The 25644-nt window shown below is 69.4% G+C and carries 23 protein-coding genes; 15 read left to right on the top strand and 8 right to left on the bottom strand.

Annotation, left to right across the window (positions count from 1 at the left end):
- The first annotated feature begins 113 nt into the window (after positions 1 to 113).
- The 7 genes from aceE to QGN31_RS15805 all read left to right on the top strand — a co-directional run bounded on the left by aceE (position 114) and on the right by QGN31_RS15805 (position 9989).
- Entirely contained in the window at positions 114 to 2903 is a 2790-nt protein-coding gene (gene aceE, locus QGN31_RS15775; RefSeq protein ID WP_008255911.1) for a pyruvate dehydrogenase (acetyl-transferring), homodimeric type, read from the top strand.
- 192 nt (positions 2904 to 3095) lie between these two features.
- A complete protein-coding gene (locus tag QGN31_RS15780) occupies positions 3096 to 4418 on the top strand; it encodes a PucR family transcriptional regulator (RefSeq protein WP_008255910.1) in 1323 nt (440 codons plus the stop codon).
- A 143-nt stretch (positions 4419 to 4561) separates the two neighbouring features.
- Positions 4562 to 5470 (top strand): ACP S-malonyltransferase, encoded by a 909-nt coding sequence (locus QGN31_RS15785; protein ID WP_008255909.1) that lies wholly within the window; start codon positions 4562 to 4564, stop codon positions 5468 to 5470.
- Between the two features lie 75 nt (positions 5471 to 5545).
- Positions 5546 to 5893 carry a meromycolate extension acyl carrier protein AcpM gene (gene acpM / locus QGN31_RS15790; RefSeq protein ID WP_008255908.1) on the top strand — a complete coding sequence of 116 codons (348 nt, stop codon included), beginning with the start codon at positions 5546 to 5548 and terminating at the stop codon, positions 5891 to 5893.
- Complete coding sequence (gene kasA / locus QGN31_RS15795; RefSeq protein WP_008255907.1) at positions 5890 to 7140, top strand: 3-oxoacyl-ACP synthase KasA; 1251 nt, start codon at positions 5890 to 5892, stop codon at positions 7138 to 7140. Before acpM ends, kasA begins: the two co-directional genes overlap by 4 nt.
- A gap of 135 nt (positions 7141 to 7275) precedes the next feature.
- A complete protein-coding gene (kasB, locus tag QGN31_RS15800) occupies positions 7276 to 8535 on the top strand; it encodes a 3-oxoacyl-ACP synthase KasB (protein ID WP_008255906.1) in 1260 nt (419 codons plus the stop codon).
- A 32-nt stretch (positions 8536 to 8567) separates the two neighbouring features.
- A complete protein-coding gene (locus tag QGN31_RS15805; protein WP_008255905.1) occupies positions 8568 to 9989 on the top strand; it encodes an acyl-CoA carboxylase subunit beta in 1422 nt (473 codons plus the stop codon).
- A 62-nt stretch (positions 9990 to 10051) separates the two neighbouring features.
- On the opposite strand, the gene QGN31_RS15810 is transcribed toward QGN31_RS15805, so the two are convergent.
- Positions 10052 to 11614 (bottom strand): FAD-dependent monooxygenase, encoded by a 1563-nt coding sequence (locus tag QGN31_RS15810; protein ID WP_014941773.1) that lies wholly within the window; start codon positions 11612 to 11614, stop codon positions 10052 to 10054.
- A gap of 100 nt (positions 11615 to 11714) precedes the next feature.
- Between QGN31_RS15810 and QGN31_RS15815 the strand changes: the two genes are divergently transcribed.
- On the top strand, positions 11715 to 12146 hold the full coding sequence (locus QGN31_RS15815; protein ID WP_008255903.1) for a nucleoside deaminase: 432 nt from the start codon (positions 11715 to 11717) through the stop codon (positions 12144 to 12146).
- Here the strand turns inward: QGN31_RS15815 and QGN31_RS15820 are convergent.
- Positions 12143 to 13684, bottom strand: a complete 1542-nt coding sequence (locus QGN31_RS15820) for a glycerol-3-phosphate dehydrogenase/oxidase (RefSeq protein WP_043954758.1) — start codon at positions 13682 to 13684, stop codon at positions 12143 to 12145. The two genes, QGN31_RS15815 and QGN31_RS15820, sit on opposite strands and share 4 nt — an antisense overlap.
- Entirely contained in the window at positions 13681 to 14247 is a 567-nt protein-coding gene (locus tag QGN31_RS15825; RefSeq protein ID WP_009957851.1) for a TetR/AcrR family transcriptional regulator, read from the bottom strand. Before QGN31_RS15825 ends, QGN31_RS15820 begins: the two co-directional genes overlap by 4 nt.
- 47 nt (positions 14248 to 14294) lie before the next feature.
- Between QGN31_RS15825 and QGN31_RS15830 the strand changes: the two genes are divergently transcribed.
- A complete protein-coding gene (locus QGN31_RS15830) occupies positions 14295 to 15875 on the top strand; it encodes an FAD-binding oxidoreductase (protein ID WP_085978370.1) in 1581 nt (526 codons plus the stop codon).
- A complete protein-coding gene (locus QGN31_RS15835; RefSeq protein ID WP_014379915.1) occupies positions 15872 to 16792 on the top strand; it encodes a diacylglycerol kinase in 921 nt (306 codons plus the stop codon). Before QGN31_RS15830 ends, QGN31_RS15835 begins: the two co-directional genes overlap by 4 nt.
- A gap of 13 nt (positions 16793 to 16805) precedes the next feature.
- Here QGN31_RS15835 and QGN31_RS15840 read toward each other — a convergent pair whose 3' ends face one another.
- Positions 16806 to 17099 (bottom strand): hypothetical protein, encoded by a 294-nt coding sequence (locus QGN31_RS15840; RefSeq protein WP_009957848.1) that lies wholly within the window; start codon positions 17097 to 17099, stop codon positions 16806 to 16808.
- Positions 17100 to 17266: 167 nt separating this feature from the next.
- On the opposite strand from QGN31_RS15840, the gene QGN31_RS15845 reads away from it, so the two are divergent.
- On the top strand, positions 17267 to 17752 hold the full coding sequence (locus QGN31_RS15845) for a nitroreductase family deazaflavin-dependent oxidoreductase (protein WP_009957846.1): 486 nt from the start codon (positions 17267 to 17269) through the stop codon (positions 17750 to 17752).
- Positions 17753 to 17848: 96 nt separating this feature from the next.
- Here QGN31_RS15845 and QGN31_RS15850 read toward each other — a convergent pair whose 3' ends face one another.
- From QGN31_RS15850 to QGN31_RS15860, 3 genes are all read right to left on the bottom strand, one after another.
- Entirely contained in the window at positions 17849 to 18361 is a 513-nt protein-coding gene (locus tag QGN31_RS15850; RefSeq protein ID WP_008255895.1) for a DUF3145 domain-containing protein, read from the bottom strand.
- A 152-nt stretch (positions 18362 to 18513) separates the two neighbouring features.
- Positions 18514 to 19332 (bottom strand): serine hydrolase domain-containing protein, encoded by an 819-nt coding sequence (locus QGN31_RS15855; protein WP_043954755.1) that lies wholly within the window; start codon positions 19330 to 19332, stop codon positions 18514 to 18516.
- Positions 19332 to 20390 (bottom strand): class I SAM-dependent methyltransferase, encoded by a 1059-nt coding sequence (locus QGN31_RS15860; protein ID WP_014941770.1) that lies wholly within the window; start codon positions 20388 to 20390, stop codon positions 19332 to 19334. Before QGN31_RS15860 ends, QGN31_RS15855 begins: the two co-directional genes overlap by 1 nt.
- A 78-nt stretch (positions 20391 to 20468) precedes the next feature.
- On the opposite strand from QGN31_RS15860, the gene QGN31_RS15865 reads away from it, so the two are divergent.
- From QGN31_RS15865 to QGN31_RS15880, 4 genes are all read left to right on the top strand, one after another.
- On the top strand, positions 20469 to 21554 hold the full coding sequence (locus tag QGN31_RS15865) for an S-(hydroxymethyl)mycothiol dehydrogenase (protein WP_043954753.1): 1086 nt from the start codon (positions 20469 to 20471) through the stop codon (positions 21552 to 21554).
- Entirely contained in the window at positions 21554 to 22177 is a 624-nt protein-coding gene (locus QGN31_RS15870) for an MBL fold metallo-hydrolase (RefSeq protein WP_014379912.1), read from the top strand. Before QGN31_RS15865 ends, QGN31_RS15870 begins: the two co-directional genes overlap by 1 nt.
- Positions 22178 to 22237: 60 nt before the next feature.
- Positions 22238 to 23332, top strand: coding sequence for a benzoate carboxyl methyl transferase (locus QGN31_RS15875; protein WP_014941768.1), 1095 nt, complete (start codon positions 22238 to 22240; stop codon positions 23330 to 23332).
- 74 nt (positions 23333 to 23406) lie between these two features.
- Positions 23407 to 23775, top strand: coding sequence for a hypothetical protein (locus QGN31_RS15880; RefSeq protein ID WP_014384518.1), 369 nt, complete (start codon positions 23407 to 23409; stop codon positions 23773 to 23775).
- A gap of 59 nt (positions 23776 to 23834) precedes the next feature.
- Here QGN31_RS15880 and QGN31_RS15885 read toward each other — a convergent pair whose 3' ends face one another.
- The gene (locus QGN31_RS15885) at positions 23835 to 25538 is read right to left on the bottom strand and encodes an Hsp70 family protein (protein WP_014941767.1); all 1704 of its coding nucleotides are present in this window, start codon (positions 25536 to 25538) and stop codon (positions 23835 to 23837) included.
- Positions 25539 to 25644 lie beyond the last annotated feature (106 nt).

The raw sequence follows: 25644 nt of genomic DNA on the forward strand, positions 1-25644 counted from the left end.
TTTGACGGCTACCAGATGGCGGCTGCCCGCCTGAAACACCCGTGCGGCACGATGGTGGAGAGGGCGCGACCCGCCCTCACGTCACACATCCCGCCAATTACAGGAGTAGTGGGTTGACAACCGAATTCGTGCGCCACGATCTGGCCACAAGTCCCAACAGCGCAACCGAACCCGACCGCGTCCGGGTGATCCGCGAGGGGGTGGCTTCCTACCTCCCCGACATCGATCCCGAAGAGACCTCGGAGTGGTTGGAGTCCTTCGATGAACTGCTGGCGCGCTCCGGCCCGTCGCGGGCGCGCTATCTGATGTTGCGGCTGCTGGAGCGGGCGGGCGAGCAGCGCGTCGCCATTCCGTCGCTGACGTCCACCGACTACGTCAACACCATTCCCACCGAATTGGAGCCGTGGTTTCCCGGCGACGAGGACGTCGAACGGCGCTACCGGGCGTGGATCCGCTGGAACGCCGCGATCATGGTGCACCGCGCCCAGCGCCCGGGAGTTGGTGTGGGCGGCCACATTTCGACCTACGCGTCGTCCGCGGCGCTCTACGAGGTCGGCTTCAACCACTTCTTCCGGGGCAAGTCGCATCCCGGCGGCGGGGACCAGGTGTTCATCCAGGGCCACGCCTCCCCCGGCATCTACGCGCGGGCGTTCCTGGAGGGCCGGCTGACGACCGACCAACTCGACGGCTTCCGCCAGGAGCACAGCCATCCCGGCGGCGGCCTGCCGTCCTACCCCCACCCGCGGCTGATGCCCGACTTCTGGGAATTCCCCACGGTGTCGATGGGTCTGGGCCCGATGAACGCGATCTATCAGGCCCGGTTCAACCACTACCTGCACGACCGCGGCATCAAGGACACCTCCGACCAGCACGTGTGGTGCTTCCTGGGCGACGGCGAGATGGACGAGCCGGAAAGCCGCGGCCTGCTGCACGTCGGCGCGCTCGAGGGCCTGGACAACCTGACGTTCGTGATCAACTGCAACCTGCAGCGCCTCGACGGCCCGGTGCGCGGCAACGGCAAGATCATTCAGGAACTCGAGTCGTTCTTCCGCGGCGCCGGCTGGAACGTCATCAAGGTGGTCTGGGGCCGCGAGTGGGACGCCCTGCTGCACGCCGACCGCGACGGCGCGCTGGTGAACCTGATGAACACCACGCCCGACGGGGACTACCAGACCTACAAGGCCAACGACGGCGCCTACGTGCGCGACCACTTCTTCGGGCGCGACCCGCGCACCAAGGCACTCGTCGCGAACATGAGCGATTCCGAGATCTGGAATCTCAAGCGCGGCGGCCACGACTACCGCAAGGTCTACGCCGCCTACCGGGCCGCCGTCGACCACAAGGGGCAGCCCACGGTGATCCTGGCGAAGACCATCAAGGGCTACTCGCTGGGCGCGCACTTCCAGGGCCGCAACGCCACGCACCAGATGAAAAAGCTTGCGCTGCAAGACCTCAAGGACTTTCGCGACGCCATGCGGATACCGATCAACGACGCTCAGCTGGAAGAGGATCCGTACCTGCCGCCCTACTTCCACCCCGGCTCCGACGCCCCGGAGATCCGTTACATGATCGACCGCCGGCGCACCCTCGGGGGCTACCTTCCCGAGCGTCGGACGAAGGCCAAGGCGTTGCGGCTGCCCAGCCGCGACATCTACGCCGCGCTGAAGAAGGGCTCGGGCACCCAGGAGGTCGCCACCACCATGGCGACGGTGCGCACCTTCAAGGAAGTGTTGCGGGACAAGGAAGTTGGCCCGCGCATCGTGCCGATCATTCCCGACGAGGCGCGCACGTTCGGCATGGACTCGTGGTTCCCGTCGCTGAAGATCTACAACCGCAACGGCCAGCTGTACACCGCCGTGGACGCCGATCTGATGTTGGCCTACAAGGAAAGCGAAGTCGGCCACATCCTGCACGAGGGCATCAACGAGGCCGGGTCGGTGGGGTCGTTCATCGCGGCCGGCACCTCGTATGCGACGCACAACGAGCCGATGATCCCGATCTACATCTTCTATTCGATGTTCGGGTTCCAGCGCACCGGCGACGGCCTGTGGGCGGCCGCCGACCAGATGACGCGCGGCTTCTTGCTGGGGGCAACCGCGGGACGCACCACGCTCACCGGCGAGGGCCTGCAGCACGCCGACGGGCATTCGCTGCTGCTGGCGAGCACCAACCCGGCGGTGGTCGCCTACGACCCGGCGTTCGCCTACGAGATCGCCTACATCGTGGAAAGCGGGCTGGCCCGGATGTTCGGGCAGGACCCCGAGAACGTGTTCTTCTACATCACCGTCTACAACGAGCCGTACGTGCAGCCGCCCGAGCCGGACAACTTCGATCCCGAGGGCGTGTTGCGGGGCCTGTACCGCTACCACGTCGCCACCGAACAGCGCGCGAACAAGGCACAGATCCTGGCGTCGGGGGTGGCGATGCCGGCGGCGCTGGACGCCGCGAAGATGCTGGCCGCCGAATGGGACGTCGCCGCCGACGTGTGGTCGGTGACCAGCTGGGGCGAATTGAACCGCGACGGCGTCGCGGTGGACAGGGCGAGGCTGCGCTACCCGGACCGGCAGGCGGGCGTCCCGTACGTCACCCAGGCGCTGTCGGACGCCGTCGGCCCGGTGGTCGCCGTCTCGGACTGGATGCGCGCCGTTCCCGAGCAGATCCGGCCGTGGGTGCCCGGCACCTACGTCACCCTGGGGACCGACGGGTTCGGCTTCTCCGACACCCGGCCCGCGGCGCGGCGGTACTTCAACACCGACGCCGAGTCGCAGGTGGTGGCCGTGCTCGAGGCGCTGGCCCGCGACGGCGAGATCGACCCCTCGGTGCCGGTGGCCGCCGCCCGCCAGTACCGGATCGACGACGTGCAGGCCGCGCCGGAGCAGACGTCGGACCCCGGCGTGGCCTAAGGGCTGGCATAAGGCTGGCATAAGGGCTGGCGCGTGACTCCCCGGGCGCTCCAGCCATCCACCGGCCGCCACTCGCCGAGCGTGCGGCCAGCCGCACATTGAGTGCCGAACGTGCGGCCAGCCGCACGTTCGAGCACGGCGCCACGCGCCTCTTTGGCGGAAACTTCCAGAAAAGTCGCGTACGTTTTAGGGGTGAGTGACAATCCCTTCGCCGGTCCGTTCGCCAAGCATCCCCGGTCGCCGCTGGAAACGCTGGATTCGGTGCCCGACTCCGTGCTGCGCCGGCTCAAGCAGTACTCCGGGCGGCTGGCCACCGAGGCGGTCAACGCCATGCAGGACCGGTTGCCGTTCTTCGCCGAGCTGGAGGCGTCCCAGCGGGCCAGCGTCGCGCTGGTGGTGCAGACGGCGGTCGTGAACTTCGTCGAATGGATGCAAGACCCACACAGCAACGTCAGCTACACCGCGCAGGCCTTCGAGCTGGTGCCCCAGGAGCTGCAGCGCCGGATCGCGTTGCGCCACAGCGTCGACATGGTCCGCGTCACCATGGACATCTTCGAGGAGGTCGTCCCGCTGCTGGCCCGCTCCGAGGAGCAGCTGACCGCGCTGACCGTGGGCATCCTGAAGTACACCCGCGACCTGGCGTTCACCGCGGCGGGGGCGTACGCCGACGCGGCCGAGGCGCGCGGCACCTGGGACAGCCGGATGGAGGCCAGCGTGGTCGACGCGGTGGTCCGCGGCGACACCGGCCCGGAACTGCTGTCCCGCGCGGCCGCCCTGAACTGGGACACCACCGAGCCCGCGACGGTGGTGGTCGGAACCCCGGCGCCCGGGCGCGACGGGTCGACCGGCCCCGGCGACAGTGAGCGCGCGAGCCAGCACGTCCGCGACATCGCCGCGCAACACGGCCGCGCGGCCCTCACCGACGTGCACGGCACCTGGCTGGTCGCCATCGTGTCCGGGCAATTGTCGCCGACCGACAAGTTCCTCGGGGAGCTGCTGGCCGCGTTCGCCGACGGCCCCGTGGTCGTCGGGCCGACGGCGCCCATGCTGACCGCGGCCTACCACAGCGCCAGCGAGGCGATATCCGGGATGAACGCCGTCGGTGGCTGGCGCGGGGCGCCGCGTCCCGTGCTGGCGCGCGAGCTCCTGCCGGAACGGGCCCTGATGGGCGACGCGTCGGCGATCGTGGCGCTGCACACCGACGTGATGGGGCCGCTGGCCGACGCCGGCCCGACGCTCATCGAAACTCTTGACGCTTACTTAGATTGTGGCGGCGCGATTGAAGCCTGTGCCAGAAAGTTGTTCGTTCATCCAAACACGGTGCGCTACCGACTCAAGCGGATCACCGACTTCACCGGGCGCGATCCCATGCAGCCGCGTGACGCATATGTCCTGCGAGTGGCGGCGACGGTGGGCCAGCTCAACTATCCGACGCATCCCGCCAGCGCCGCCAACAACGCCATGCCCGTCGTTCCGCTGCCGGTCAAAGGGGCTGCGGTGGGCCAGATCGGGTGATAGTGACCCAGGCGACAGGTCGCGGGACGATATCAAACCCGTAGCTTACGGAGCCGTTTTGTAGGGTGTACACAAAAACCTAAGACGAGGTTCATAATCTGTTACACCCGCCAAAACCGTTTCCACAGTGTTCTCTTAAACACGTGATTGCATTGCTTGCGCCCGGACAGGGTTCGCAGACCGAGGGGATGCTCTCGCCGTGGCTGGAGCTCGCCGGCGCCGCCGACCAGTTGGCGCTGTGGTCCAAGGCCAGCGGCCTCGACCTCGTGCGCCTGGGCACCACCGCATCGACCGACGAGATCACCGACACCGCGGTCACCCAGCCACTGGTCGTCGCGGCCACGCTGCTCGCACACCAGGAACTGACCAAGCGCGGCCTGCTCGCCGGTGAAGACCTGGTCGTGGCCGGTCACTCCGTCGGTGAGATCGCCGCCTACGCGATCGCCGGCGTGATGGCCGCGGACGACGCCGTCGCCCTGGCCGCCACCCGGGGCGCCGAGATGGCCAAGGCGTGTGCCGTCGAGCCCACCGGCATGTCCGCGGTGCTCGGCGGTGACGAGGCCGAGGTCCTCGCCCGCCTCGAGCAGCTCGACCTGTTCCCCGCCAACCGCAACGCCGCCGGGCAGATCGTCGCCGCCGGCTCGCTGGACGCGTTGGAGAAGCTCGCCGAAGACCCGCCGGCCAAGGCCCGCGTGCGCGCGCTGGGGGTGGCCGGTGCGTTCCACACCAAGTACATGGCGTCGGCGCTCGACGGTTATGCCGCCGCGGCCGCCGCCGTCCAGACGTCCGAGCCCACCGCGACGCTGCTGTCGAACCGCGACGGCAAGCCCGTCGCCTCGGCCGCCGCGGCGATGGAGGCGTTGGTCGCCCAGCTGACCCGGCCGGTGCGCTGGGACCTGTGCACCGCGACGCTGCGCGAGCTGGAAGTCGGTGCGGCCGTGGAGTTCCCGCCCGCGGGCACGCTCACCGGTATCGCCAAACGAGAACTTCGGGGAGTTACGGCTCGCGCCGTCAAGTCGCCCGCAGACCTGGACGCTTTGGCCGAGCTCTAAGTCGGCCGCATCCAGTACAACCACATAGCACGTCAGTTCGACTATCTCACAACACATTACGAAGGGAAGCACGCTGTGGCTGTCAGCCAGGAAGAAATCATCGCCGGTATCGCCGAGATCATCGAAGAGGTCACCGGTATCGAGCCCTCCGAGGTCACCCCGGAGAAGTCCTTCGTCGACGACCTGGACATCGACTCGCTGTCGATGGTCGAGATCGCCGTGCAGACCGAGGACAAGTACGGCGTCAAGATCCCGGACGAGGACCTCGCCGGTCTGCGTACCGTCGGTGACGTCGTCTCCTACATCCAGAAGCTCGAGGAAGAGAACCCCGAGGCTGCCGAGGCGCTGCGCGCCAAGCTGGAGACCGAGAACCCCGACGCGGTCGCCAACGTCAAGGCAAGGCTGGAAGCGGACACCAAGTGAGTAAGCCTTCCACTGCTAACGGCGGTTACCCCAGCGTTGTGGTAACCGCCGTCACGGCGACGACGTCGATCGCGCCGGACGTCGAGAGCACGTGGAAGGGTTTGTTGGCCGGCGAAAGCGGCATCCACGTCCTCGAAGACGACTACATCACCAAGTGGGACCTGCCCGTCCGGATCGGTGGACACCTCAAGGAGCCCATCGACGAGCAGATGAGCAGGCTCGACATGCGACGTATGTCGTACGTCCAACGGCTGGCCAAGCTGCTCAGCACCCAGCTGTGGGAGAGCGCCGGCAACCCGGAGCTCGATCCCGACCGGTTCTCGGTCGTGGTCGGCACCGGCCTCGGTGGCGCCGAAAGGATCGTGGAGAGCTACGACCTGATGAACGAGGGCGGCCCCCGCAAGGTGTCGCCGCTGGCCGTCCAGATGATCATGCCCAACGGCGCCGCCGCCGTGGTGGGCCTGCAGCTCGGCGCCCGCGCCGGGGTGATCACCCCGGTGTCGGCGTGTTCGTCGGGCTCCGAAGCGATCGCCCACGCCTGGCGTCAGATCGTCATGGGTGACGCGGACGTCGCCGTGTGCGGTGGCGTCGAGGGCCCCATCGAGGCGCTGCCGATCGCGGCGTTTTCGATGATGCGGGCCATGTCGACTCGCAACGATGAGCCCGAGCGCGCATCGCGGCCGTTCGACAAGGACCGCGACGGCTTCGTGTTCGGCGAGGCCGGTGCGCTGATGCTCATCGAGACCGAGGAGCACGCCAAGGCCCGCGGCGCCAAGCCGCTGGCCCGGTTGATGGGTGCCGGCATCACGTCGGACGCGTTCCACATGGTGGCCCCGGCGGCCGACGGTGTGCGTGCGGGTCGGGCGATGACGCGGTCGCTAGAGCTGGCGGGGTTGTCCCCCAAGGACGTTGACCACGTCAACGCGCACGGGACCGCCACGCCGATCGGTGACACCGCGGAGGCCAACGCCATCCGCGTCGCCGGTTGCCAGCAGGCGGCGGTCTACGCGCCGAAGTCGGCGCTGGGCCACTCGATCGGTGCGGTCGGGGCGCTGGAGTCGGTGCTCACGGTGCTGAGCCTGCGCGACGGCGTCATTCCACCCACCCTCAATTACGAAACCCCCGACCCCGAGATCGACCTGGATGTTGTTGCGGGCGAACCTCGCTACGGCGATTTCCGTTACGCGATCAACAACTCGTTCGGCTTCGGTGGCCACAACGTGGCACTCGCCTTCGGGCGTTACTAGAGCTGGCGTCCGGCGACGACGCGGGCCGCAAACGGCCCGAGGAGGAGCCGGACACCACGGAAGGTGGCGACCCGCGTCCCGGCCCCGCCGGGTTCGCGGTCACCACTTAGCAGGAAAGGAACGTTCGCAAGACCCATGACAGAGCTGGTTACCGGGAAGACCCTCCCGAACGTGGTCGTCACTGGCGTTGCCATGACGACCGCACTGGCGACTGACGCCGAGACCACCTGGAAGCTGTTGCTGGACAGCCAAAGTGGTATCCGCAAACTCGAGGACCCGTTCGTCGAGGAGTTTGACCTGCCGGTACGCATCGGCGGTCATCTGTTAGAGGAATTCGACAGCCAGCTGACCCGCGTCGAGCTGCGCCGGTCGGGCTACCTGCAACGGATGTCGACGATCTTGGGCCGGCGGGTCTGGGAGAACGCCGGCTCGCCCGAGGTCGACAGCGACCGCTTGCTGGTGTCGATCGGTACCGGTTTGGGCTCGTCGGAAGAGATGGTCTTCAGCTACGACGACATGCGCGCTCGTGGCATGAAGGCGGTCTCCCCCCTCGGTGTGCAGAAGTACATGCCCAACGGCGCGTCGGCGGCGGTGGGTCTGGAACGGCACGCCAAGGCCGGGGTCCTCACGCCCATATCGGCGTGCGCGTCGGGCTCCGAGGGCATCGCCCAGGCGTGGCGCAACATCGTCTTCGGCGAAGCCGACATCGCGATCTGTGGTGGGGTCGAAACGAAGATCGAAGCGGTGCCGATTGCGGCGTTCGCCCAGATGCGGATCGTGATGTCGACCAAGAACGACGACCCCGTCGGCGCGTGCCGCCCGTTCGACCGCGACCGGACCGGCTTCGTGTTCGGCGAGGCCGGCGCCCTGATGGTGATCGAGACCGAGGAGCACGCCAAGGCCCGGGGGGCCAACATCTTGGCCCGCATCATGGGGGCGAGCATCACCTCCGACGGCTACCACATGGTGGCCCCCGACCCCAACGGCGAACGCGCCGGGCACGCCATGACCCGCGCCATCCAGCTCGCCGGGCTCTCCCCCAGCGACATCCACCACGTCAACGCCCACGCCACCGGCACCTCGGTCGGCGACGTCGCCGAGGGCAGGGCCATCAACAACGCCCTGGGCCCCCACGGCGGCAACGCCGCCGTCTACGCCCCCAAGGCCGCCCTGGGCCACTCCGTGGGCGCCGTCGGCGCCGTCGAATCGATCCTGACCGTGCTCGCGCTGCGCGACCAGGTCGTGCCGCCCACGCTGAACCTGGAAAACCTCGACCCCGAGATCGACCTGGACGTGGTGGCCGGCAAACCCCGCCCCGGCAACTACGAGTACGCAATCAATAACTCGTTCGGCTTCGGCGGACACAACGTGGCCATCGCCTTCGGGCGGTACTAGACCGAGCAACACCGGAATATCAGGAGACTGCGATGACTATCACGGCCCCCGAGGCGGTCGGCGAGTCGCTCGACCCCCGCGACCCGCTGTTGCGCTTGAGCAATTTCTTCGACGACGACAGCGTCGAACTCCTGCACGAGCGTGACCGCTCCGGCGTGCTTGCCGCCGCCGGGACCGTGAACGGTGTGCGCACCATCGCGTTCTGCACCGACGGCACCGTGATGGGCGGCGCCATGGGCATCGAGGGCTGCACGCACATCGTCGACGCCTACGACACCGCCATCGAGGAGCAGAGCCCGATCGTGGGCATCTGGCACTCCGGTGGCGCCCGGCTGGCCGAAGGTGTGAAGGCGCTGCACGCGGTGGGCCTGGTGTTCGAGGCGATGATCCGCGCCTCGGGCTACGTCCCGCAGATCTCGGTGGTCGTCGGCTTCGCGGCCGGCGGCGCCGCCTACGGGCCGGCGCTGACCGACGTCGTCGTGATGGCGCCTGAGAGCCGGGTGTTCGTCACGGGCCCGGACGTGGTGCGCAGCGTCACCGGCGAGGACGTTGACATGGCCTCGCTCGGTGGCCCCGAGACCCACCACAAGAAGTCCGGGGTGTGCCACATCGTCGCCGACGACGAGCTCGACGCCTACGAGCGCGGCCGCCGGCTGGTCGGATTGTTCTGCCAGCAGGGCCATTTCGACCGCACCAAGGCCGAGGCCGGTGACACCGACATCCACGCGCTGCTGCCAGAGTCGGCGCGGCGGGCCTACGACGTGCGCCCGATCGTGACCGCGATCCTCGACGACGAGACGCCGTTCGACGAGTTCCAGGCCAACTGGGCGCCGTCGATGGTGATCGGGCTGGGCCGGCTGTCGGGCCGCACGGTCGGCGTGCTGGCCAACAACCCGCTGCGCCTCGGCGGCTGCCTGAACTCCGAAAGCGCCGAGAAGGCAGCGCGTTTCGTGCGTCTGTGCGACGCGTTCGGCATTCCGCTGGTGGTGGTCGTCGACGTGCCGGGTTATCTGCCCGGTGTCGACCAGGAGTGGGGCGGCGTGGTGCGCCGCGGCGCCAAGCTGCTGCACGCGTTCGGCGAGTGCACGGTTCCGCGCGTCACGCTGGTCACCCGAAAGACCTACGGCGGGGCCTACATTGCGATGAACTCCCGCTCGCTCAACGCGACCAAGGTGTACGCCTGGCCGGACGCCGAGGTCGCGGTGATGGGCGCCAAGGCCGCCGTGGGCATTCTGCACAAGAAGAAGCTGGCCGCCGCGCCCGAGCACGAGCGCGAGGCGCTGCACGACGAGCTGGCCGCCGAGCACGAGCGGATCGCCGGGGGCGTGGACAGCGCCATCGAGATCGGCGTGGTCGACGAGAAGATCGACCCGTCGCACACCCGCAGCAAGCTCACCGAGGCGCTGGCGCAGGCGCCCGCGCGCCGCGGCCGCCACAAGAACATCCCGCTGTAAGGCACCTACTTACCGCGGACGTAACGCCACGGCGAAAAATCGCGACAGAAGTCGCCGCCACGTTACGTCCGCGGCCGGCCCAGGATCGTCGAGAGCGCCCGGCGCAGTTCGCCCTCGGGATCGGCCGGCAGCGTCTCCGCGCGCAAGCCGACGAATCCGTCCGGGCGGACCAACAGCGCCCCGTCCGGCGCGAGCCCGGTGATCGTCGCCCACTCGTGGCTGTCGATGCGATGCGTGGCCAGCGACACCGAAGCCGCTGCCGCGCACCATCGCTCGTCTGTTGCCAGCACGGTGAATCCGGGGCCCAGCAGATCGAGCGTCGACACCCCGTCGCGCACCCACACGTGCGGGACCCGGGTGCCCGGTTGCCCTCGCAGCTCGTCCACCAGTGAGACGGTGCCCGGACCCGCCGGGGCCGGCGCGCCGGAAATGACTGCAGCCGAGTGGTATTGGTAGCCCGCCAGCAAGGCGAACATCGGCGCCTCCTCGTCCGGCTGCAATTGGGGTCGGTCGTCGTCCAGCCTGATCAGCGCCAGCGTCGGACCGGTCAAGGACTGGCGCGCGTTGAACCGCCCGACCGGGTGCCGCTCGGCGTGATACGTGCTCAGCAGCGCGGGATCGGCCACGCCGTTCACCACGGCTGCGAGCTTCCAGGCCAGGTTGTCCGCGCTCTGGATCGCGGTGTTGGCGCCCCCGGCCTTGAACGGCGGCATGGTGTGGGCGGCGTCGCCGACGAAAAATACTCGCCCACAGGCGAATTGGTCGGCAACCCGCTCGTACGGTTGCCACGGTGCAATTTCGATGACGTCGATGTCGATTCGCTCGCCGATCGCCTTGGTGAGCAGCTCGACGCAGCGCTCAGCGGTGAATTGCTCGGCCGTTTCCCCCTCGCCCGGCAGGTATGTGGTGATGAACATGCCGAGGTCGCCCTGCGCCACCAGAAAGATCCCGTCCACGTCGGGGTTCTTGACCTGCACGCCGTCCCCATCGCCCAAAGCCGGAACGAACCGTCGCCACGGTGCCTTGAAGTAGACGAAAACGACGAAGATCGGTAGCGCGCCGTATCCCGACGTGGTCACGCCGAGCGCCTCGCGGATCGGGCTGTGCACACCGTCGGCGGCGACGACGTACTGGGCCCGCACCGTCTCGGTACTTCGCGAATCGCGCTCGCGCACAACTACCGTCACGCCGGCGTCGTCCTGTTCCAGCGACACCAGCTCCGTTCCGTAGCGGACCTCGCTTCCTCGCCGGCGGGTGTCGGCCAGCAGCATCGGCTCCAGCTTGCTCTGCGGACAATACTGCGCGGGGGGTTCCGGGCTGAGTCCCACGAAGGGCGCGAAGATGGCGTCGACGTCGATGGCGGGCGCTTGGTCCACGCTGTTCAGCGTCGGCTTGACCACCATGCCGGAAACCCCATCGGCGACCGCGTGCACCTGATCGCTCAACCCCAGACCGCGCAGAATCTCCAGGCTGCGAAAGCTCAGGTTGCGGGCTTTCGGATAGATGAAGACTTCGCGACGCTTCTCGATCAGCATCGACCGGACCCCATACTTGGCCAGCAGCGCGGAGGTGGCGAGCCCGGCCGCGCCGGCACCGACGATGAGCACGGGAACCCGCGACGCCATCTCGGCCCCTTCCGATGCGACGGATCCCAAGTATCGAGATCGCCTATCCCTGCGCTGCAGCGTAGTGGAGGATGAACGCGTGAGCCTCTCAGCACCGGCAATGCTGGACGTCGCGTTCGAGGAAGCGCGGTCCGGGCTGGCCGAGGGCGGCATCCCCATCGGCGCCGCCCTGTTCACCGCCGACGGCGTCCTGCTCGGGCGCGGCCGCAATCGCCGTGTGCAACAAGGTGATCCGTCGTTGCACGCCGAGGTCGACGCGTTTCGCGCCGCGGGCAGACAGCGCGACTACCGCTCCACGGTGATGGTGACGACGCTGTCGCCGTGCTGGTATTGCAGCGGCCTGGTGCGCCAGTTCAACATCGGCGCGCTGGTGGTGGGCGAATCCCGCACGTTCACCGGCGGGCACGAATGGCTGGCGCAGCACGGCGTGACGGTCACCGTGGTCGATGACCCGCGCTGCACACAAATGATGTCCGCCTTCATCGCCGAGCACCCCGAGCTGTGGCACGAGGACATCGGGCGGGCGCCCTAACCGAACCGCGCCAGAAACTCCTCGGCCACCGCGACGGCCCGCTCCCGATCGCGCGACACCAGGCCGATCCTCGTCCGCCGGTCGAGGAGGTCGGAGACGTCCAGCGCGCCCTCGTGGGTGATCGCGTACTCGAATTCGGCTCGGGTGACGTCGATTCCCTCGACGGCCGGCTCGCTCGGCCGCTCGCAGGCGGCGCTGGCGACGACCTTGGCGGCCTCGGCGCCGTAGCGCGACACCAGCGACTCGGGTAGCCCGACATCCGGCGCCGCGATGATCCCCGGGTTGGCCGGCGCCCCGATCAGCGGCAGGTTGCGGGTCTGGCATTTCGCGGCGCGCAGTCGCCGCACCCGGACGGCGCGATCCAGCACATCCTGTGCCATGTACCGGTATTCGGTCAGCTTGCCGCCGATCACGCTGATCACCCCGGACGCCGACTCGACGACGGCGTGCTCGCGGGAGACGTCGGCGGTGCGGCCCTCGCCGGTGTCGATCAGCGGCCGCAGCCCGGCGTAGGCACCGATCACGTCGGTGGCGGTGAGGCCCGTCCCCAACGCGGTGTTCACCGTGTCGAGCAGGAACGTGATCTCGTCGACCGATGGCTCGGGCACATCCGGGATCGGGCCGGGCGCCGCCTCGTCGGTCAGGCCCAGGTAGACCCGGCCCAGCTGCTCGGGCATGGCGAAGACGAAGCGGTTGAGCTCGCCCGGAATCGGAATCGTCAGCGCCGCAGTCGGATTGCCGAACGTGGCGGCGTCGAACACCAGGTGCGTCCCGCGGCTGGGCCGCAACTTCAACGAGCCGTCGATCTCGCCCGCCCACACCCCGGCCGCGTTGACGACGGCGCGAGCCGAGACGTCGAAGGACTCGCCCGTGCGCGCATCGGTCAACCGCACCGAGGTGCCGGTGGCCCGTGACGCCGACACATGGGTTAGAATCCGGGCGCCGTGCTGCGCCGCGGTGCGCGCGACGGCGGTGACCAGCCGGGCGTCGTCGATCAATTGCCCGTCGTAGGCCAACAACCCACCGTCGAGGCCGTCGCGCCGCACGGTGGGAGCCATTTCCACGACGCGGCGCGCCGAAATCCGGCGCGACCTCGGCAAAGTCGAGGCCGGCGTGCCCGCCAGCGCCCGCAAAAGGTCACCGGCCAGGAACCCACCCCGCACCAGCACCCGCTTGCCCGGGCTCATCGACGGCAACAGCGGCACCAGCTGCGGCATCGCCCGAACGAGGTGGGGCGCGTTGCGGGTCATCAAGATTCCGCGCTCGATGGCGCTGCGGCGGGCGATGCCCACGTTGCCGGTCGCCAGGTAGCGCAGGCCGCCGTGGACGAGTTTGGAACTCCAGCGGCTGGTGCCGAACGCCAGGTCGTGCTTTTCCACCAGCGCGACGCGCAGCCCGCGCGCCGCGGCGTCCAGCGCGATCCCTGCGCCGGTGATGCCGCCGCCGATCACCACGACGTCCAGCGGCTCGCCCTCGGCGAGCGCGGTCAGGTCGGCGGCGCGCCGCGCGGCGTTCAAGGCGGTGGGGTCAGGAATCACGACAGGTATCCGTTCAGCGAGTGGGCCAGCTCGGCGGCCAGCGCGTCGGCGTCGAGCATCGGTGCGACGATGCGCGCCGACTGGATGGTCGACTGCGCGATCAGCAACACCATGGTGGCCATCTGGACCGGATCGCCGCTCCGGACGCTGCCGTGGCGCTGGGCGACTCGCAGGCGGGCGGCCAGGGCGTCGATCAACATGCGCTGGCTGGTCCCGAGGCGCTCGGTGATGTAGGTGGTCGCGAGCTCCGAGTGCAGGACCGACATCACCAGCGGGTCCTGGCGCAGCAGGTCGGCCACCGTAACGATCTGTCGCACAAGCGATTCCCGGTCGTCGCCGAGCAGCGGCGCGTCGCTCATCACCTCGGTGACGTGCCGGGTCAAGAGCGCCGCGACGACCGAGTGGGTGTCCGGCCAGCGCCGGTACACCGTCGGCCTGCTGACTCCCGCGCGTCGGGCAATCTCGGCGAGGGTCACCCGGTCCACGCCGAAGTCGACCACACAACTGGCGGCCGCCGCGAGGATCCGCTCCCCGACATCCAGCTCGTTACGGATTGACAACATATGTAATACTGTAACGCATGACGCATCCCGAGGGGCTCCTGCCGCCCATGAAATGGAACGCGTGGGGAGATCCCGCCGCGGCCAAGCCCCTCTCGGAAGGGATCCGGTCGTTGCTGCAGCAGGCTGTGGGGGTCGAGGGGTCCCCCGCGGCCGAACTGCAACCCGACCAGGTGGAGCTGCGGCCGTCGGCGTTGTCGCCGATCGACCGGGAGGCGCTGGCCGCCATCGTCGGCGCCGACTACTGCCGCACCGCGGACTCCGACCGGTTGCTGCACGCGGGCGGCAAGTCCACCGTCGACCTGCTCAACCGCAAACAACGCGGGCCGCAGGACGCGCCCGACGCCGTGTTGCTGCCCGCCGACGAGGACGCCGTCGCCGCGATCCTGCGCCACTGCAGCGAGCACCGCATCGCCGTCGTGCCCTTCGGCGGGGGCACCAGCGTGGTCGGCGGGCTGGACCCGCATCGCGCCCAGTTCGGCGCCGTCGTCTCGCTCGACCTCCGTCGCCTCGATCGGCTGATCTCGCTCGACGAGGTGTCCGGCCAGGCCGTCTTGGAGGCGGGCGTCACCGGGCCCGTCGCCGAAAAACTCCTTGGCGCACACGGCTTTTCGCTCGGCCATTTCCCGCAGAGCTTCGAGTACGCCACCATCGGCGGCTTCGCCGCGACCCGCTCGTCCGGGCAGGACTCGGCGGGCTACGGCCGGTTCAACGACATGGTGCGCGGACTGCGGGTGATCACCCCGGTGGGCACCCTGGACCTGGGCCGCGCACCGGAATCGGCCGCGGGCCCCGATCTGCGTCAGCTGCTGATCGGCTCGGAAGGAACCCTGGGCGTCATCACCCGGGTGCGGCTGCGGGTCCACCGCGCCCCGGCGGCCGTGCGCTACGAGGCCTGGTCGTTCCCCGATTTCGAGACCGGCGCCGCCGCCCTGCGGGCCGTCGCCCAAAATGCCACCGGCCCCACCGTCGTTCGGCTTTCCGACGAGGCCGAGACGGGCGTCAACCTGGCCACCACCGAGGCTATCGGCGAATCCCAGATCACCGGCGGATGCCTGGCCATCACCATGTTCGAGGGCACCGAGGAGCACGTCGAGAGCCGGCACGCCGAAACCAGCGCGCTGCTCGCGGCCCGCGGCGGAACCTCGCTGGGCGAGGGGCCCGCGCGGGCGTGGGAGCGCGGCCGGTTCGGCGCGCCCTACCTGCGCGACTCGCTGCTCGCGGCCGGTGCGCTGTGCGAGACGCTGGAGACCGCCACCGACTGGTCGAACGTCACCGCCCTGAAAACCGCTGTCACCCAGGCACTCACCGAATCCCTCGCCGAAACCGGCACCCCGGCGCTGGTGATGTGTCACATTTCGCACGTCTACGCATGCGGCGCCTCGTTGTACTTCACCGTCGTCGCGGGCCAGCGCGGCAACCCGATCGAACAATGGAAGACCGCGAAAAGGGCGGCGTCGGATGCGATCATGGCCACCGGCGGGACCATCACCCACCACCACGCGGTCGGCGCCGATCACCGGCCGTGGATGCGCGACGAGATCGGCGAGTTGGGAGTGCAGGTGTTGCGCGCGGTCAAGGCGACCCTGGATCCGGCCGGAATCCTCAATCCCGGCAAGCTGATTCCGTGACTCCGCTGCGCCGGCGCGAGGTCGGCAAGGTGATCGCGCTGACCAACCCGATCTCGGGGCACGGCACCGCCGTGCGCGCCGCGCAGGTCGCGATCGCCCGGCTGCACAAGCGGGGGGTGGAGGTCGTCGAGATCATCGGCGACGACGCCGACGACGCGCGGCACCTGGTCGGCGCGGCGCTGGACAAGGGCGCCGACGCGGTCATGGTGACCGGCGGCGACGGCGTCGTCTCCAACGCGCTGCAGGTGTTGGCGGGCACCGACATTCCCGTCGGCATCGTTCCCGCGGGAACCGGCAACGACCATGCCCGCGCATTCGGCATCCCCACCCAGGACCCCGAGGCGGCCGCGGACCTCGTCGTCGACGGCTGGACCGAAACCATTGACCTGGGCCGGATTACGGACAGCGAAGGGGTGAGCAAGTGGTTCGGCACCGTGGCGGCCACGGGCTTCGATTCGCTGGTCACCGATCGCGCCAACCGGATGCGCTGGCCGCACGGTCGGCTGCGCTACTACCTCGCGATGCTCGCCGAGCTGTCGCAGTTGCGGCTCTTACCCTTTCGCTTGGTGCTCGACGGCACCACGGAGATCGACGCCGACATCACGCTGGCCGCGTTCGGCAACACCCGCAGCTACGGCGGCGGCATGCGGATCTGTCCCGCCGCCGATTACACCGACGGCCTGCTCGACATCACCATGGTGCACTCGGCATCCCGCACCAAGCTGGTCCGCCTGTTCCCCACCGTGATGAAGGGCACGCACGTCGACCTCGACGAGGTGAGCACCGCGCGCGCCCGATCGATCCACGTCGAGTGCCCCGGCATCAACGTCTACGCCGACGGCGACTTCGCGTGCGCGCTGCCGGCCGAGATCTCCGTGGTGCCAGGCGCTCTGCAGATTTTGCGCCCGGCCCGGTAGCCATGCGCACCGTTCACCGCAGGTTGCCGATTTCGTTACGGACGTCATCGAGGTAATCGTCGTAAGCGGCGATGACGTCGTCGAGGTCCAGTTGCGGTGGTAGATCGTCGGGGCGCTGACGCACCGTCAGATAGGCCATGGTCGCGGCGATGACGCGCGCTTCGTCGGCCTCGGGTCCGGCAATCCGCGCGACGACCTCGGGCGTAGCCCGCACCCGGATGGTCACACGTTCCTCGTCCTGGCCGACACGCACGAGGTAATCGTGATCACCGAGCGCTTCGATTACGGGGGTTTCGATATCTTTCATGGCCGCTTCTTACTTCCCGGATGGCTCGTCGCCTGTTTTCCGCCATGGCTGACTGACCCGTAGCGTTGCCGTCCCGATGTGTGCACCTGCACAAAGTCTATTTTAACGATTATAATCCTTTAAAAGAAGACCTGCCGAGCGCGCGACCCGAACAAGGAACAGAAACAATGTGGCGTTGGCCGGCTAACACTCGCAGGGTCGACGCCAAGCGGCCCCCCGTCCTCATTTCGGTTCTGGCTCCGCGACTCCTGAAATGGGTTTCCAAGGCGAACGTGGCTATTTATCGCGCCACCGACGGCCGCCTTGCCGGCCACGAGTTGGGACTCGCACTGTGCCTGTTGACCACGACCGGCCGCAAGAGCGGGTTATCCCGCACCACTCCACTGATATTCATGGCCGACGACGCGCGACTGGTCCTGGTGGCGTCACAGGGCGGTCTGCCCACACACCCAATGTGGTTTCTGAACCTCCGCGCCAACCCCGATGTGCGCGTCCAGATCCGAGCGCAGACTCGCAGCATGCGTGCCCGCGTCGCCGACGAGACGGAACGCACACAACTGTGGCCGCGACTCACCGCGCACAACCCGCGGTGGGCCAGATACCAATCCTGGACCGACCGGGTGATTCCGGTGGTGATCTGCGAACCGACCTAGCCGTCCGCGGGTTCCGTAGTCGGCCCGGCCTTTTCGCTAGACCGGTCAGCGCCGTTCACTCGGCGCGAAGGCTCTTGCGTCCCACCGCCGGGAAAACTAACCGACCCCCCGGCTCAGCCAGCTCACCTCGCCGCCGTCGCCGCCGTCGCGATACGCCTCGAGCGCCTCGTCCCAGGCCGTTCCCAGCACGGAATCCAGTTCGGCGGCCAGGGTGTCGGCGCCCTGGGCCATCATCGCCCGCAGCCGCATCTCCCCGACCATGACGTCGCCGTTGGCGCTCATCGCCCCGCTCCACAGGCCGAGCTGCGGGGTGTGGCTGAACCGATGGCCGTCGACTCCGGGGCTGGGGTCCTCGGTGACCTCGAACCGCAGCACGGACCAGGAGCGCAGCGCGTTGGCCAACTTGGCGCCGGTGCCGACGGGACCGACCCAGTTGGTGACCGCGCGCAGTTGACCGGGCATCGCCGGCTGGGGCGTCCAGTTCAGGTTCGCCTTGGCGCCCAGGGTCGACGACAGCGCCCACTCGACATGCGGGCACACCGCCGCCGGCGAAGCGTGCACGTACACCACGCCAGTCGTCACGTCGGCGAATTGATTCGACGCTCGCATTTCCTGCTCCTTCGGTTCCACCAGGGACGTCTTCCCCAACGACCTGTGGACCCGGCAAGCAGGGCAGCTTGCGCGAAATCTTCGATTATTTGTGTGTCGTGCGTGTCTATTGTGCCTTGTGATACCCGTGTTGCGCTAGTGTGCAGTCCGAATTAGCTGTACTCGGCTATCACGGCATCGGAAATCTCCGGCCACGGCCGCAGCGCCCACTCCCCGAATTCGCGGTCCGTCAGCACCACCAACGCGAGCTCGATTTCCGGATCCGCCCAGATAAACCCGCCCGCCTGGCCGAAATGGCCGTACGTTCGCGCCGAGTTCCGCGCGCCGGTCCAGTGCGGCGATTTCGCGTCCCGAAGCTCGAATCCGAGCCCCCAGTCGTTGGGCCGCTGCACCCCGTATCCGGGCAACACGCCGTCCAGGCCGGGAAACTGCACGGTCGTGGCCTCGTCGTGCAGACCTGCCGAGACCGTCACCGGGCGCAGCAGGTCCCCGGCGAACGCGGTCAGGTCCGCCACGGTCGACGTCGCGCCGAACCCGGCGGCCACCGCGCCCCCCTCGAGGCGGGTCGCCGCCATGCCCAGCGGCTCGCACACCGCCTCGGCAAGGTAGCGGGCGAAGTCGATGCCGGTCTCGCGTTCCACGATCTGGCCCAGCACGGTGAAGCCCTGATTGGAGTAAATGCGGCGGGCACCGGGCGCGGCCAGCACCTTCTCGGAGTGCATCGACAGGCCCGAGGTGTGCGCCAGCAGGTGGCGGACGGTGGACCCGGGCGGGCCGGCGGGCGTGTCGAGGTCGACGGCGCCCTCCTCGAGGGCGACGTGCACGGCCCGGGCCGCCAGCGGCTTGGTCACCGAGGCCAGCTCGAACACCCGCCCGGGGTCACCGTGGCCGGCCAGCACGCCGCCCGGCCCGACGACGGCGGCGGCCGCGGCCCCGACCGGCCATTCGGCCAGCACGTCGAGGGGCGCCATCACTTTCGGGCGATGTAGTAGTTGTTGATCGGGTCCGCCTCGATCTCGGCGACCCGCACATCGTCGAACCCGGCGTCGCCGAGCATCGCGACGGCCAGCTGCGTTCCCCACGCGGTGCCCAGCCCGGCGCCGTCGAGCGCGAGCGACACCGTCATGCAGTGCATCAGCGACGTCGTGTACAGGTAGGTGCTCATCGGCACACCGACGTTCTCCTCCAGCCGGCTCGACGCCTTGATGTCGGCCATCAGCAGGACGCCCCCGGGCCGCAGCGCCCGGTAGATGTTCTCGAGCACCCGCGCCGGCCGGGCCTGATCGTGAATGGCGTCGAACACGGTGATGACATCGTAGGCTTCGGGCTTGTCCAACTCGGACAGGTCGTGGCTTTCGAACGTGGCATTCGTCAGGCCACGGTCGGCGGCCTCGCGGATGCCGGTGGCGATGGCCTGCTCGGAGAAGTCGATCCCGGTGAAGCGGCTCGCCGGAAACGCCTGTGCCATCACGTTGACGGCGTGGCCGCTGCCGCAGCCGAAGTCGGCCACGTCGGCGCCGGCGCGCAGCCGCTCGAGGAGGCCGTCCACCAACGGCAGCACGACGTCGACGAGCGAGGCGTCGTACATCGCGCCGCTCTCCTCGGCCATCAGCTGGTGAAAGCGCGGGAATTCGCTGTAGGGCAGGCCGCCGCCCGCGCGGAAGCAGCCGATGATCTTCTGCTCGACCTCGCCGAGCAGCGGCAGGAATTGGGCCACCACGGCGAGGTTTTGGGCCCCGGCCGCGCGGGTCAGCACGCCGGCGCGGTGGGCGGGCAGCGAGTAGGTGGCGGTGTCGGCGTCGTACTCCACCACGCGCCCGGTGGTCATGCCGCCCAGCCACTCGCGGACGTAGCGCTCGTCGAGCCCGGCGGCGCCGGCGATCTGCGCGCTGGTCGACGGCGGCAGGCCGGCCATGGTGTCGAGCAGGCCGGTCTGGTGCCCGATGCTCAACAGGATTGTGAGGCTGGCACCGTCGAGGGTCGCGGCGATGCGTTCGGTGAATTCTTCGGTGGTCTCCCTGGCCGTCACGCCCTGCGACGCTACACCGGCCCGATGGGCGGACGGCCCGCCGCGAGATGTATGGCGGCGATCAGTAGGTTGGAGCCCATGAGTCAGACAGTGCGCGGCGTGATTTCACGCAAGAAGGGCGAACCCGTCGAGTTGGTCGACATCGTCGTCCCGGACCCCGGGCCTGGCGAGGCTCTCGTCGACGTGATCGCCTGCGGGGTGTGCCACACCGACCTGACCTACCGCGAGGGCGGCATCAACGACGAGTACCCGTTTTTGCTCGGCCACGAGGCCGCCGGCCGGGTCGAGGCCGTCGGGCCGGACGTGACCGCCGTGGCGCCGGGCGACTTCGTGATCCTGAATTGGCGCGCGGTGTGCGGGCAGTGCCGGGCCTGCAAGCGCGGGCGCCCGCACCTGTGCTTCGACACCTTCAACGCCACCCAGAAGATGACGCTGACCGACGGCACCGAGCTGACGCCCGCGCTGGGCATCGGGGCGTTCGCCGACAAGACGCTGGTGGCCGCCGGCCAGTGCACCAAGGTCAATCCCGCCGCCGACCCCGCGGTCGCGGGTCTGCTGGGCTGCGGCGTGATGGCCGGGTTGGGCGCGGCGATCAACACCGGCGCCGTCACCCGGGACGACACCGTCGCGGTGATCGGCTGCGGCGGGGTGGGCGATGCCGCGATCGCCGGGGCGGCGCTGGTGGGCGCGCGGCGCATCATCGCCGTCGACACCGACAACACCAAGCTGGACTGGGCGCGCAAGTTCGGCGCCACGCACACCGTCAACGCCCGCGAACTCGATGTGGTCACCACCATCGCCGACCTCACCGACGGGTTCGGCGCCAACGTGGTGATCGACGCGGTGGGCCGGCCCGAAACCTACAAGCAGGCCTTCTACGCCCGCGATCTCGCCGGAACCGTTGTGCTGGTGGGTGTTCCGACCCCCGACATGACCCTGGAAATGCCGTTGGTGGACTTCTTCAGCCACGGCGGTTCGCTGAAGTCGTCGTGGTACGGCGACTGCCTGCCCGAACGCGACTTCCCCACGCTGATCGACCTGTACCTGCAGGGCCGGCTCCCGCTCGAGCAGTTCGTCTCCGAACGCATCGGGCTCGGCGACATCGAGGAGGCGTTCCACAAGATGCACGGCGGCGAGGTGCTGCGCTCGGTGGTGGTGCTCTGATGGCGGCGATCGAGCGCCTGGTCACCCACGGGACGTTCGAACTCGACGGCGGCAGTTGGGAAGTCGACAACAACATCTGGATCGTCGGCGACGACTCCGACGTCGTGGTGTTCGACGCCGCGCACGCCGCCGAGCCCATCCTGGCCGCGGTCGGTCAGCGCAACGTGGTCGCGGTGGTCTGCACCCACGGGCACAACGACCACGTCACGGTGGCGCCCGAACTCGGCGCGGCCCTGGACGCGCCGGTGCTGCTGCACCCCGGCGACGACGTGTTGTGGCGAATGACCCACCCGGACAAGGACTTCCGCACGATCGCCGACGGCGACACGATCGACATCGCCGGCACCGAGCTGCTGGCGCTGCACACGCCGGGGCACTCCCCCGGCTCGGTGTGCTGGTTCGCCCCCGAGCTCGGTGTGGTGTTCAGCGGGGACACCCTGTTCTCCGGCGGGCCGGGCGCCACGGGGCGTTCCTATTCGGATTTCCCGACCATCCTGCAGTCGATCTCCGGGCGACTGGGCACCCTGCCCGGCGACACCGTGGTGCACACCGGCCACGGCGACAGCACCACCATCGGCGACGAGATCGTGCACTACGAGGAATGGGTGGCGCGCGGCCACTGACATCGCCCGGCCCGTTCGCCACGCCGAACTGACCACCAGCCCAACCACTATCGTTGCCCTATGCAGCCTGAACCGCCGATGCCCGAATCGAGCATTGTGGTCCGCCCCGAGCCGACCTTCAGCGAGGCGTCGCGGCTGCGGGCGGCCGGGTTGGCGAAGGCGATCGCGGTGTTCGAGCGGGCCGCCGAACAGGTTGCGCTGCCCCGGTCTCCACAGCCGATGGTCCTCGCCGACTACGGCGCCGCCAACGGCCACAATTCGCTGCGGCCGCTGTCGGCGGCCATCGCGGTGTTGCGCCGGCGCACCAGCCACGACCACGCAATCCTGGTGGCGCACACCGACGTACCGCGCAACGACTTCACGGCGCTGTTCGGCACGGTGGCCGACGACCCGGAAAGCTACCTGCACCTCGACGGGGCCACGTTCACCTCGGCGATCGGCCGGTCCTTCTACAACCAGATCGTCCCGTCCAAGACCGTCAACCTGGGCTGGACGTCCTGGGCGACGCAGTGGCTGAGCCGAACGCCCTGCGAGGTGCCCGATCACGTGCACGTCTCGTGCACCGCCGACGACGCGGTGCGGTCCGCCTATTCCGACCAGGCCGCCCTGGACTGGCACAACTTCGTGGCGTTCCGCGGGCGGGAACTGGCGCCCGAGGGCCGGCTGGTGGCGCTGACGCTGGCGGCCGACGAGGACGAGACGGCGGGCTTCGCGCCGCTGCTCGACGCGATCGTCGGCGCGCTGGACGAGCAGCGACGCGACGGCCTGCTGAGCCCAGATGAGCTGCGGCGCATGACAATTCCCACCTTTGCCCGCACCGAGAAGGATTTTCGCGCGCCGTTCGCGCCCAAGGGGCGGTTCGAAGGGCTGATGATCGAGCACCTCGAGATCTTCAACGCCGAGGATCGATTCTGGGCCCACTTCCAGTCCGACCACGACGCGCACGCCTTCGGCGCCCAGTGGGCCGCCTTCGCGCGGTCCGCGCTGTTCCCCGCCCTGGTGCGCGCGCTCGACGACGGCATCCACGACCCACGGGCCGGGCAGTTCGTCGAGCAGCTGCAGGGCGCGGTCGCCGAGCGCCTGTCCAGCGCACCCGAGCCGATGCGGATCCCGCAGGCCCTGGTTGTGCTGGTCAAGGGCGACGGGGCGCGCTGAGGAGAGTTTCGGCACAGCCGCGCAACGGGTAATCCCCCGCCATCGTCGAATCTGCGATGCAAGGGGGTAGATGCATGAGCGTGCAGGACGACAAATCGTCCGGTCAGGACGACGAGCAACGACTGACCGAGAAGCCGGAGCCGGACGAGGACGACAAAGAAGAGGCCGCCAAGATGATGGAGGCCTACAAGGACAAGCCCACGATCGTGCTGCCCGGCACCGGCGGGAGCGTGTCCGGCACCGCCGTCAACGAATGGTTGGACGAGGACGGTAACCCGAAGCATGAAGTCGCCGAGGGCACGGACTCCCAGGCCAAGGACGATGACGGCCGCGAGCCGAAGGATCTGCAGGACCAGATCGAGAAGGACAAGGCCCTCAACGAGGTGCTGAGGGAAGCCGCCACCGCGGAGAACAAAGGCGAAAAACGTATCACCGAAAGGTAATTCGTGAACCGGCCCCCGGTGGGCGGGTAAGGGTCGCTCAGCGGGCGGGTAAGGGTCGCTCAGCGGGCGGGTAACGGCCCGAGGGCGTTGACGCCCAGGCCGCCCTGGATCTCCTGAAGGATCTGGTTGACCCGGTCGAGCCCGGGGATGGGCTCGTTGAGCCCGGGAATCGGTGGAATGGGCGGGACGGCCACGCGGCGCGGAGCTGCCGGGCGCGGGGGCGGGGCCGCCTGGGGAGTCGCCCGCGGCGTCGTGGTCGTCGGCGTCTCCGTCTCGGCCGGCGGGTTGGTGTCGGAGGTCGACGGCACCGGGACGTCCACGGGCCCGGGTTCCGCGGTCGCGCTCGCCGGCGCCGGCGGCGTCGTGGTCACCGCCGGGGCGGGTGTCGTCGCCGATTTGTCCGGCGGGTTCAGCCCGACCGCCAGCGCGGCCCCCACCAGCAGCACCGCCGCGGCGGTGACAAGGACGGCGGCCGCCGGCAGCAGGCGCCATCGGGCGAACAGCCCCTTGCGCCGCGCGGCCGGGGCGGCGATCCGGGTGGTCGGTGCCTCCGCGTCGCCGGCCGGCATGACGCGCGACTGATGGGCCGTGGCCGACCAGGCCCGGATCGGCATCGGCGTTGGGCCCGCGGGCGGCAGTTGGGTCGTCGCGGTGCGGTCGGGCCTCGCCGCCCGGGCCGTCGCGGCGGCGGGCACGGCAGGCGCCGCGGACGTCGCATCGCCGGCGCCGCGCGCCACCCGCAGCGCGGCGCCGACCGCCGCGGTGAGTTGGGGCCGCGGCGTGGTGGCGACCGGGACACGGAGATGCCGCGCCAGCGTGGTCGTGATGGCCGGGAGGTTCGCCCCGCCCCCCGACGACACCACCGCGACGAGGTCGCGGATTCCGTTGCGCGCCAACGTTTCATCCAGCCGCGCGAGGAAGCCGGTCAGCGCCGGCCGGATCGCGTCGTCGAGTTCGTGTCGGGCGAGCCGGATTTCACCTTGCGCCCCGGTCAGCCCATTGGTCAGCGTCGTCGCGGCGCTCGAGGACAGCTGTTCCTTGGCGATCCGGCACCCGGTGCGCAGCCGGCTCAGCGAGCCGATCGCCGCCGTGCCCGTCGGGAACGCGCCGGTGGTCGGCATGTTGGCCACCACGACGCCCAGCAGCGCCTGGTCGATCAGGTCGCCGGAGAAGTCGCGGTGCCGCACGGTCGGCGCCACCGCCCGGTAGTCACCGTCGGCGTCCATCAGCGTGATGCTGGTGCCGCTGCCGCCGGAGTCGCACACCGCCACGGTCCCGCGCGCCGGTATGCCCGGGTTGGTCCGCACGGCGAGCAGCGTCGCGGCCGCGTCGGGAATCAACAGGATGGGGCGCGCGCGCCCCGACCATTCGGGGATTTCGCCCAGGGCGGCGCCCAGGGCCTCCACGGCCGGCGACTCCCAATGGGCCGGGTAGGTGACCGCGACGTCGTCGGGCAGCGGGCGTCCGCCGGTCGCGGCGTAGGCCAGCGCCCGCAGCCCGTCGGCGAGCAACACCTCGCCGCGGTGCACCGAGCCGTCGGGGGCCACGACGCCGCGCGGGTCGCCGACGCGGTTCACGAAGCCGGTCAGCACGACACCCGGCCCCTTCAGGCGGGGGTTTTCGGCGGGGATGCCGATCTCGGCGGGCCGGTCCGGATACAGGGTCAGAACGGGTTTGCGGGTGATGGCGTTATCGGAGGTCGCGGCCGCCAGGTTGGTGACACCGATCGATAGGCCCAGTGCGGTCCCAGCTCCATTGGCCATATTTCGATCCCCGTTGTTCGCAGCACCAATTCGCATCCGGCTAGCCGCTATTGTGCCGCCAAATCCTGTATCGCGTGTCGGTGCCGGCTATGTGGCCGCTGTGCGC

Source organism: Mycobacterium sp. 2-64 (assembly GCF_035918375.1).
GTDB lineage: Bacteria > Actinomycetota > Actinomycetes > Mycobacteriales > Mycobacteriaceae > Mycobacterium > Mycobacterium intracellulare.

Bases quoted from the DNA above. Each gene is read 5' to 3' on its own strand.
- QGN31_RS15840 (WP_009957848.1), bottom strand. From the start codon at position 17,099: ATGAAAGATATCGAAACCCCCGTAATCGAAGCGCTCGGTGATCACGAT.
- kasB (WP_008255906.1), top strand. From the start codon at position 7,276: ATGACAGAGCTGGTTACCGGGAAGACCCTCCCGAACGTGGTCGTCACT.
- QGN31_RS15830 (WP_085978370.1), top strand. From the start codon at position 14,295: ATGAAATGGAACGCGTGGGGAGATCCCGCCGCGGCCAAGCCCCTCTCG.
- QGN31_RS15865 (WP_043954753.1), top strand. From the start codon at position 20,469: ATGAGTCAGACAGTGCGCGGCGTGATTTCACGCAAGAAGGGCGAACCC.
- QGN31_RS15810 (WP_014941773.1), bottom strand. From the start codon at position 11,614: ATGGCGTCGCGGGTTCCCGTGCTCATCGTCGGTGCCGGCGCGGCCGGG.
- QGN31_RS15805 (WP_008255905.1), top strand. From the start codon at position 8,568: ATGACTATCACGGCCCCCGAGGCGGTCGGCGAGTCGCTCGACCCCCGC.
- QGN31_RS15885 (WP_014941767.1), bottom strand. From the start codon at position 25,538: ATGGCCAATGGAGCTGGGACCGCACTGGGCCTATCGATCGGTGTCACC.
- QGN31_RS15875 (WP_014941768.1), top strand. From the start codon at position 22,238: ATGCAGCCTGAACCGCCGATGCCCGAATCGAGCATTGTGGTCCGCCCC.
- QGN31_RS15825 (WP_009957851.1), bottom strand. From the start codon at position 14,247: ATGTTGTCAATCCGTAACGAGCTGGATGTCGGGGAGCGGATCCTCGCG.
- QGN31_RS15855 (WP_043954755.1), bottom strand. From the start codon at position 19,332: ATGGCGCCCCTCGACGTGCTGGCCGAATGGCCGGTCGGGGCCGCGGCC.
- QGN31_RS15850 (WP_008255895.1), bottom strand. From the start codon at position 18,361: ATGCGAGCGTCGAATCAATTCGCCGACGTGACGACTGGCGTGGTGTAC.
- QGN31_RS15815 (WP_008255903.1), top strand. From the start codon at position 11,715: ATGCTGGACGTCGCGTTCGAGGAAGCGCGGTCCGGGCTGGCCGAGGGC.
- QGN31_RS15870 (WP_014379912.1), top strand. From the start codon at position 21,554: ATGGCGGCGATCGAGCGCCTGGTCACCCACGGGACGTTCGAACTCGAC.
- QGN31_RS15845 (WP_009957846.1), top strand. From the start codon at position 17,267: ATGTGGCGTTGGCCGGCTAACACTCGCAGGGTCGACGCCAAGCGGCCC.
- QGN31_RS15880 (WP_014384518.1), top strand. From the start codon at position 23,407: ATGAGCGTGCAGGACGACAAATCGTCCGGTCAGGACGACGAGCAACGA.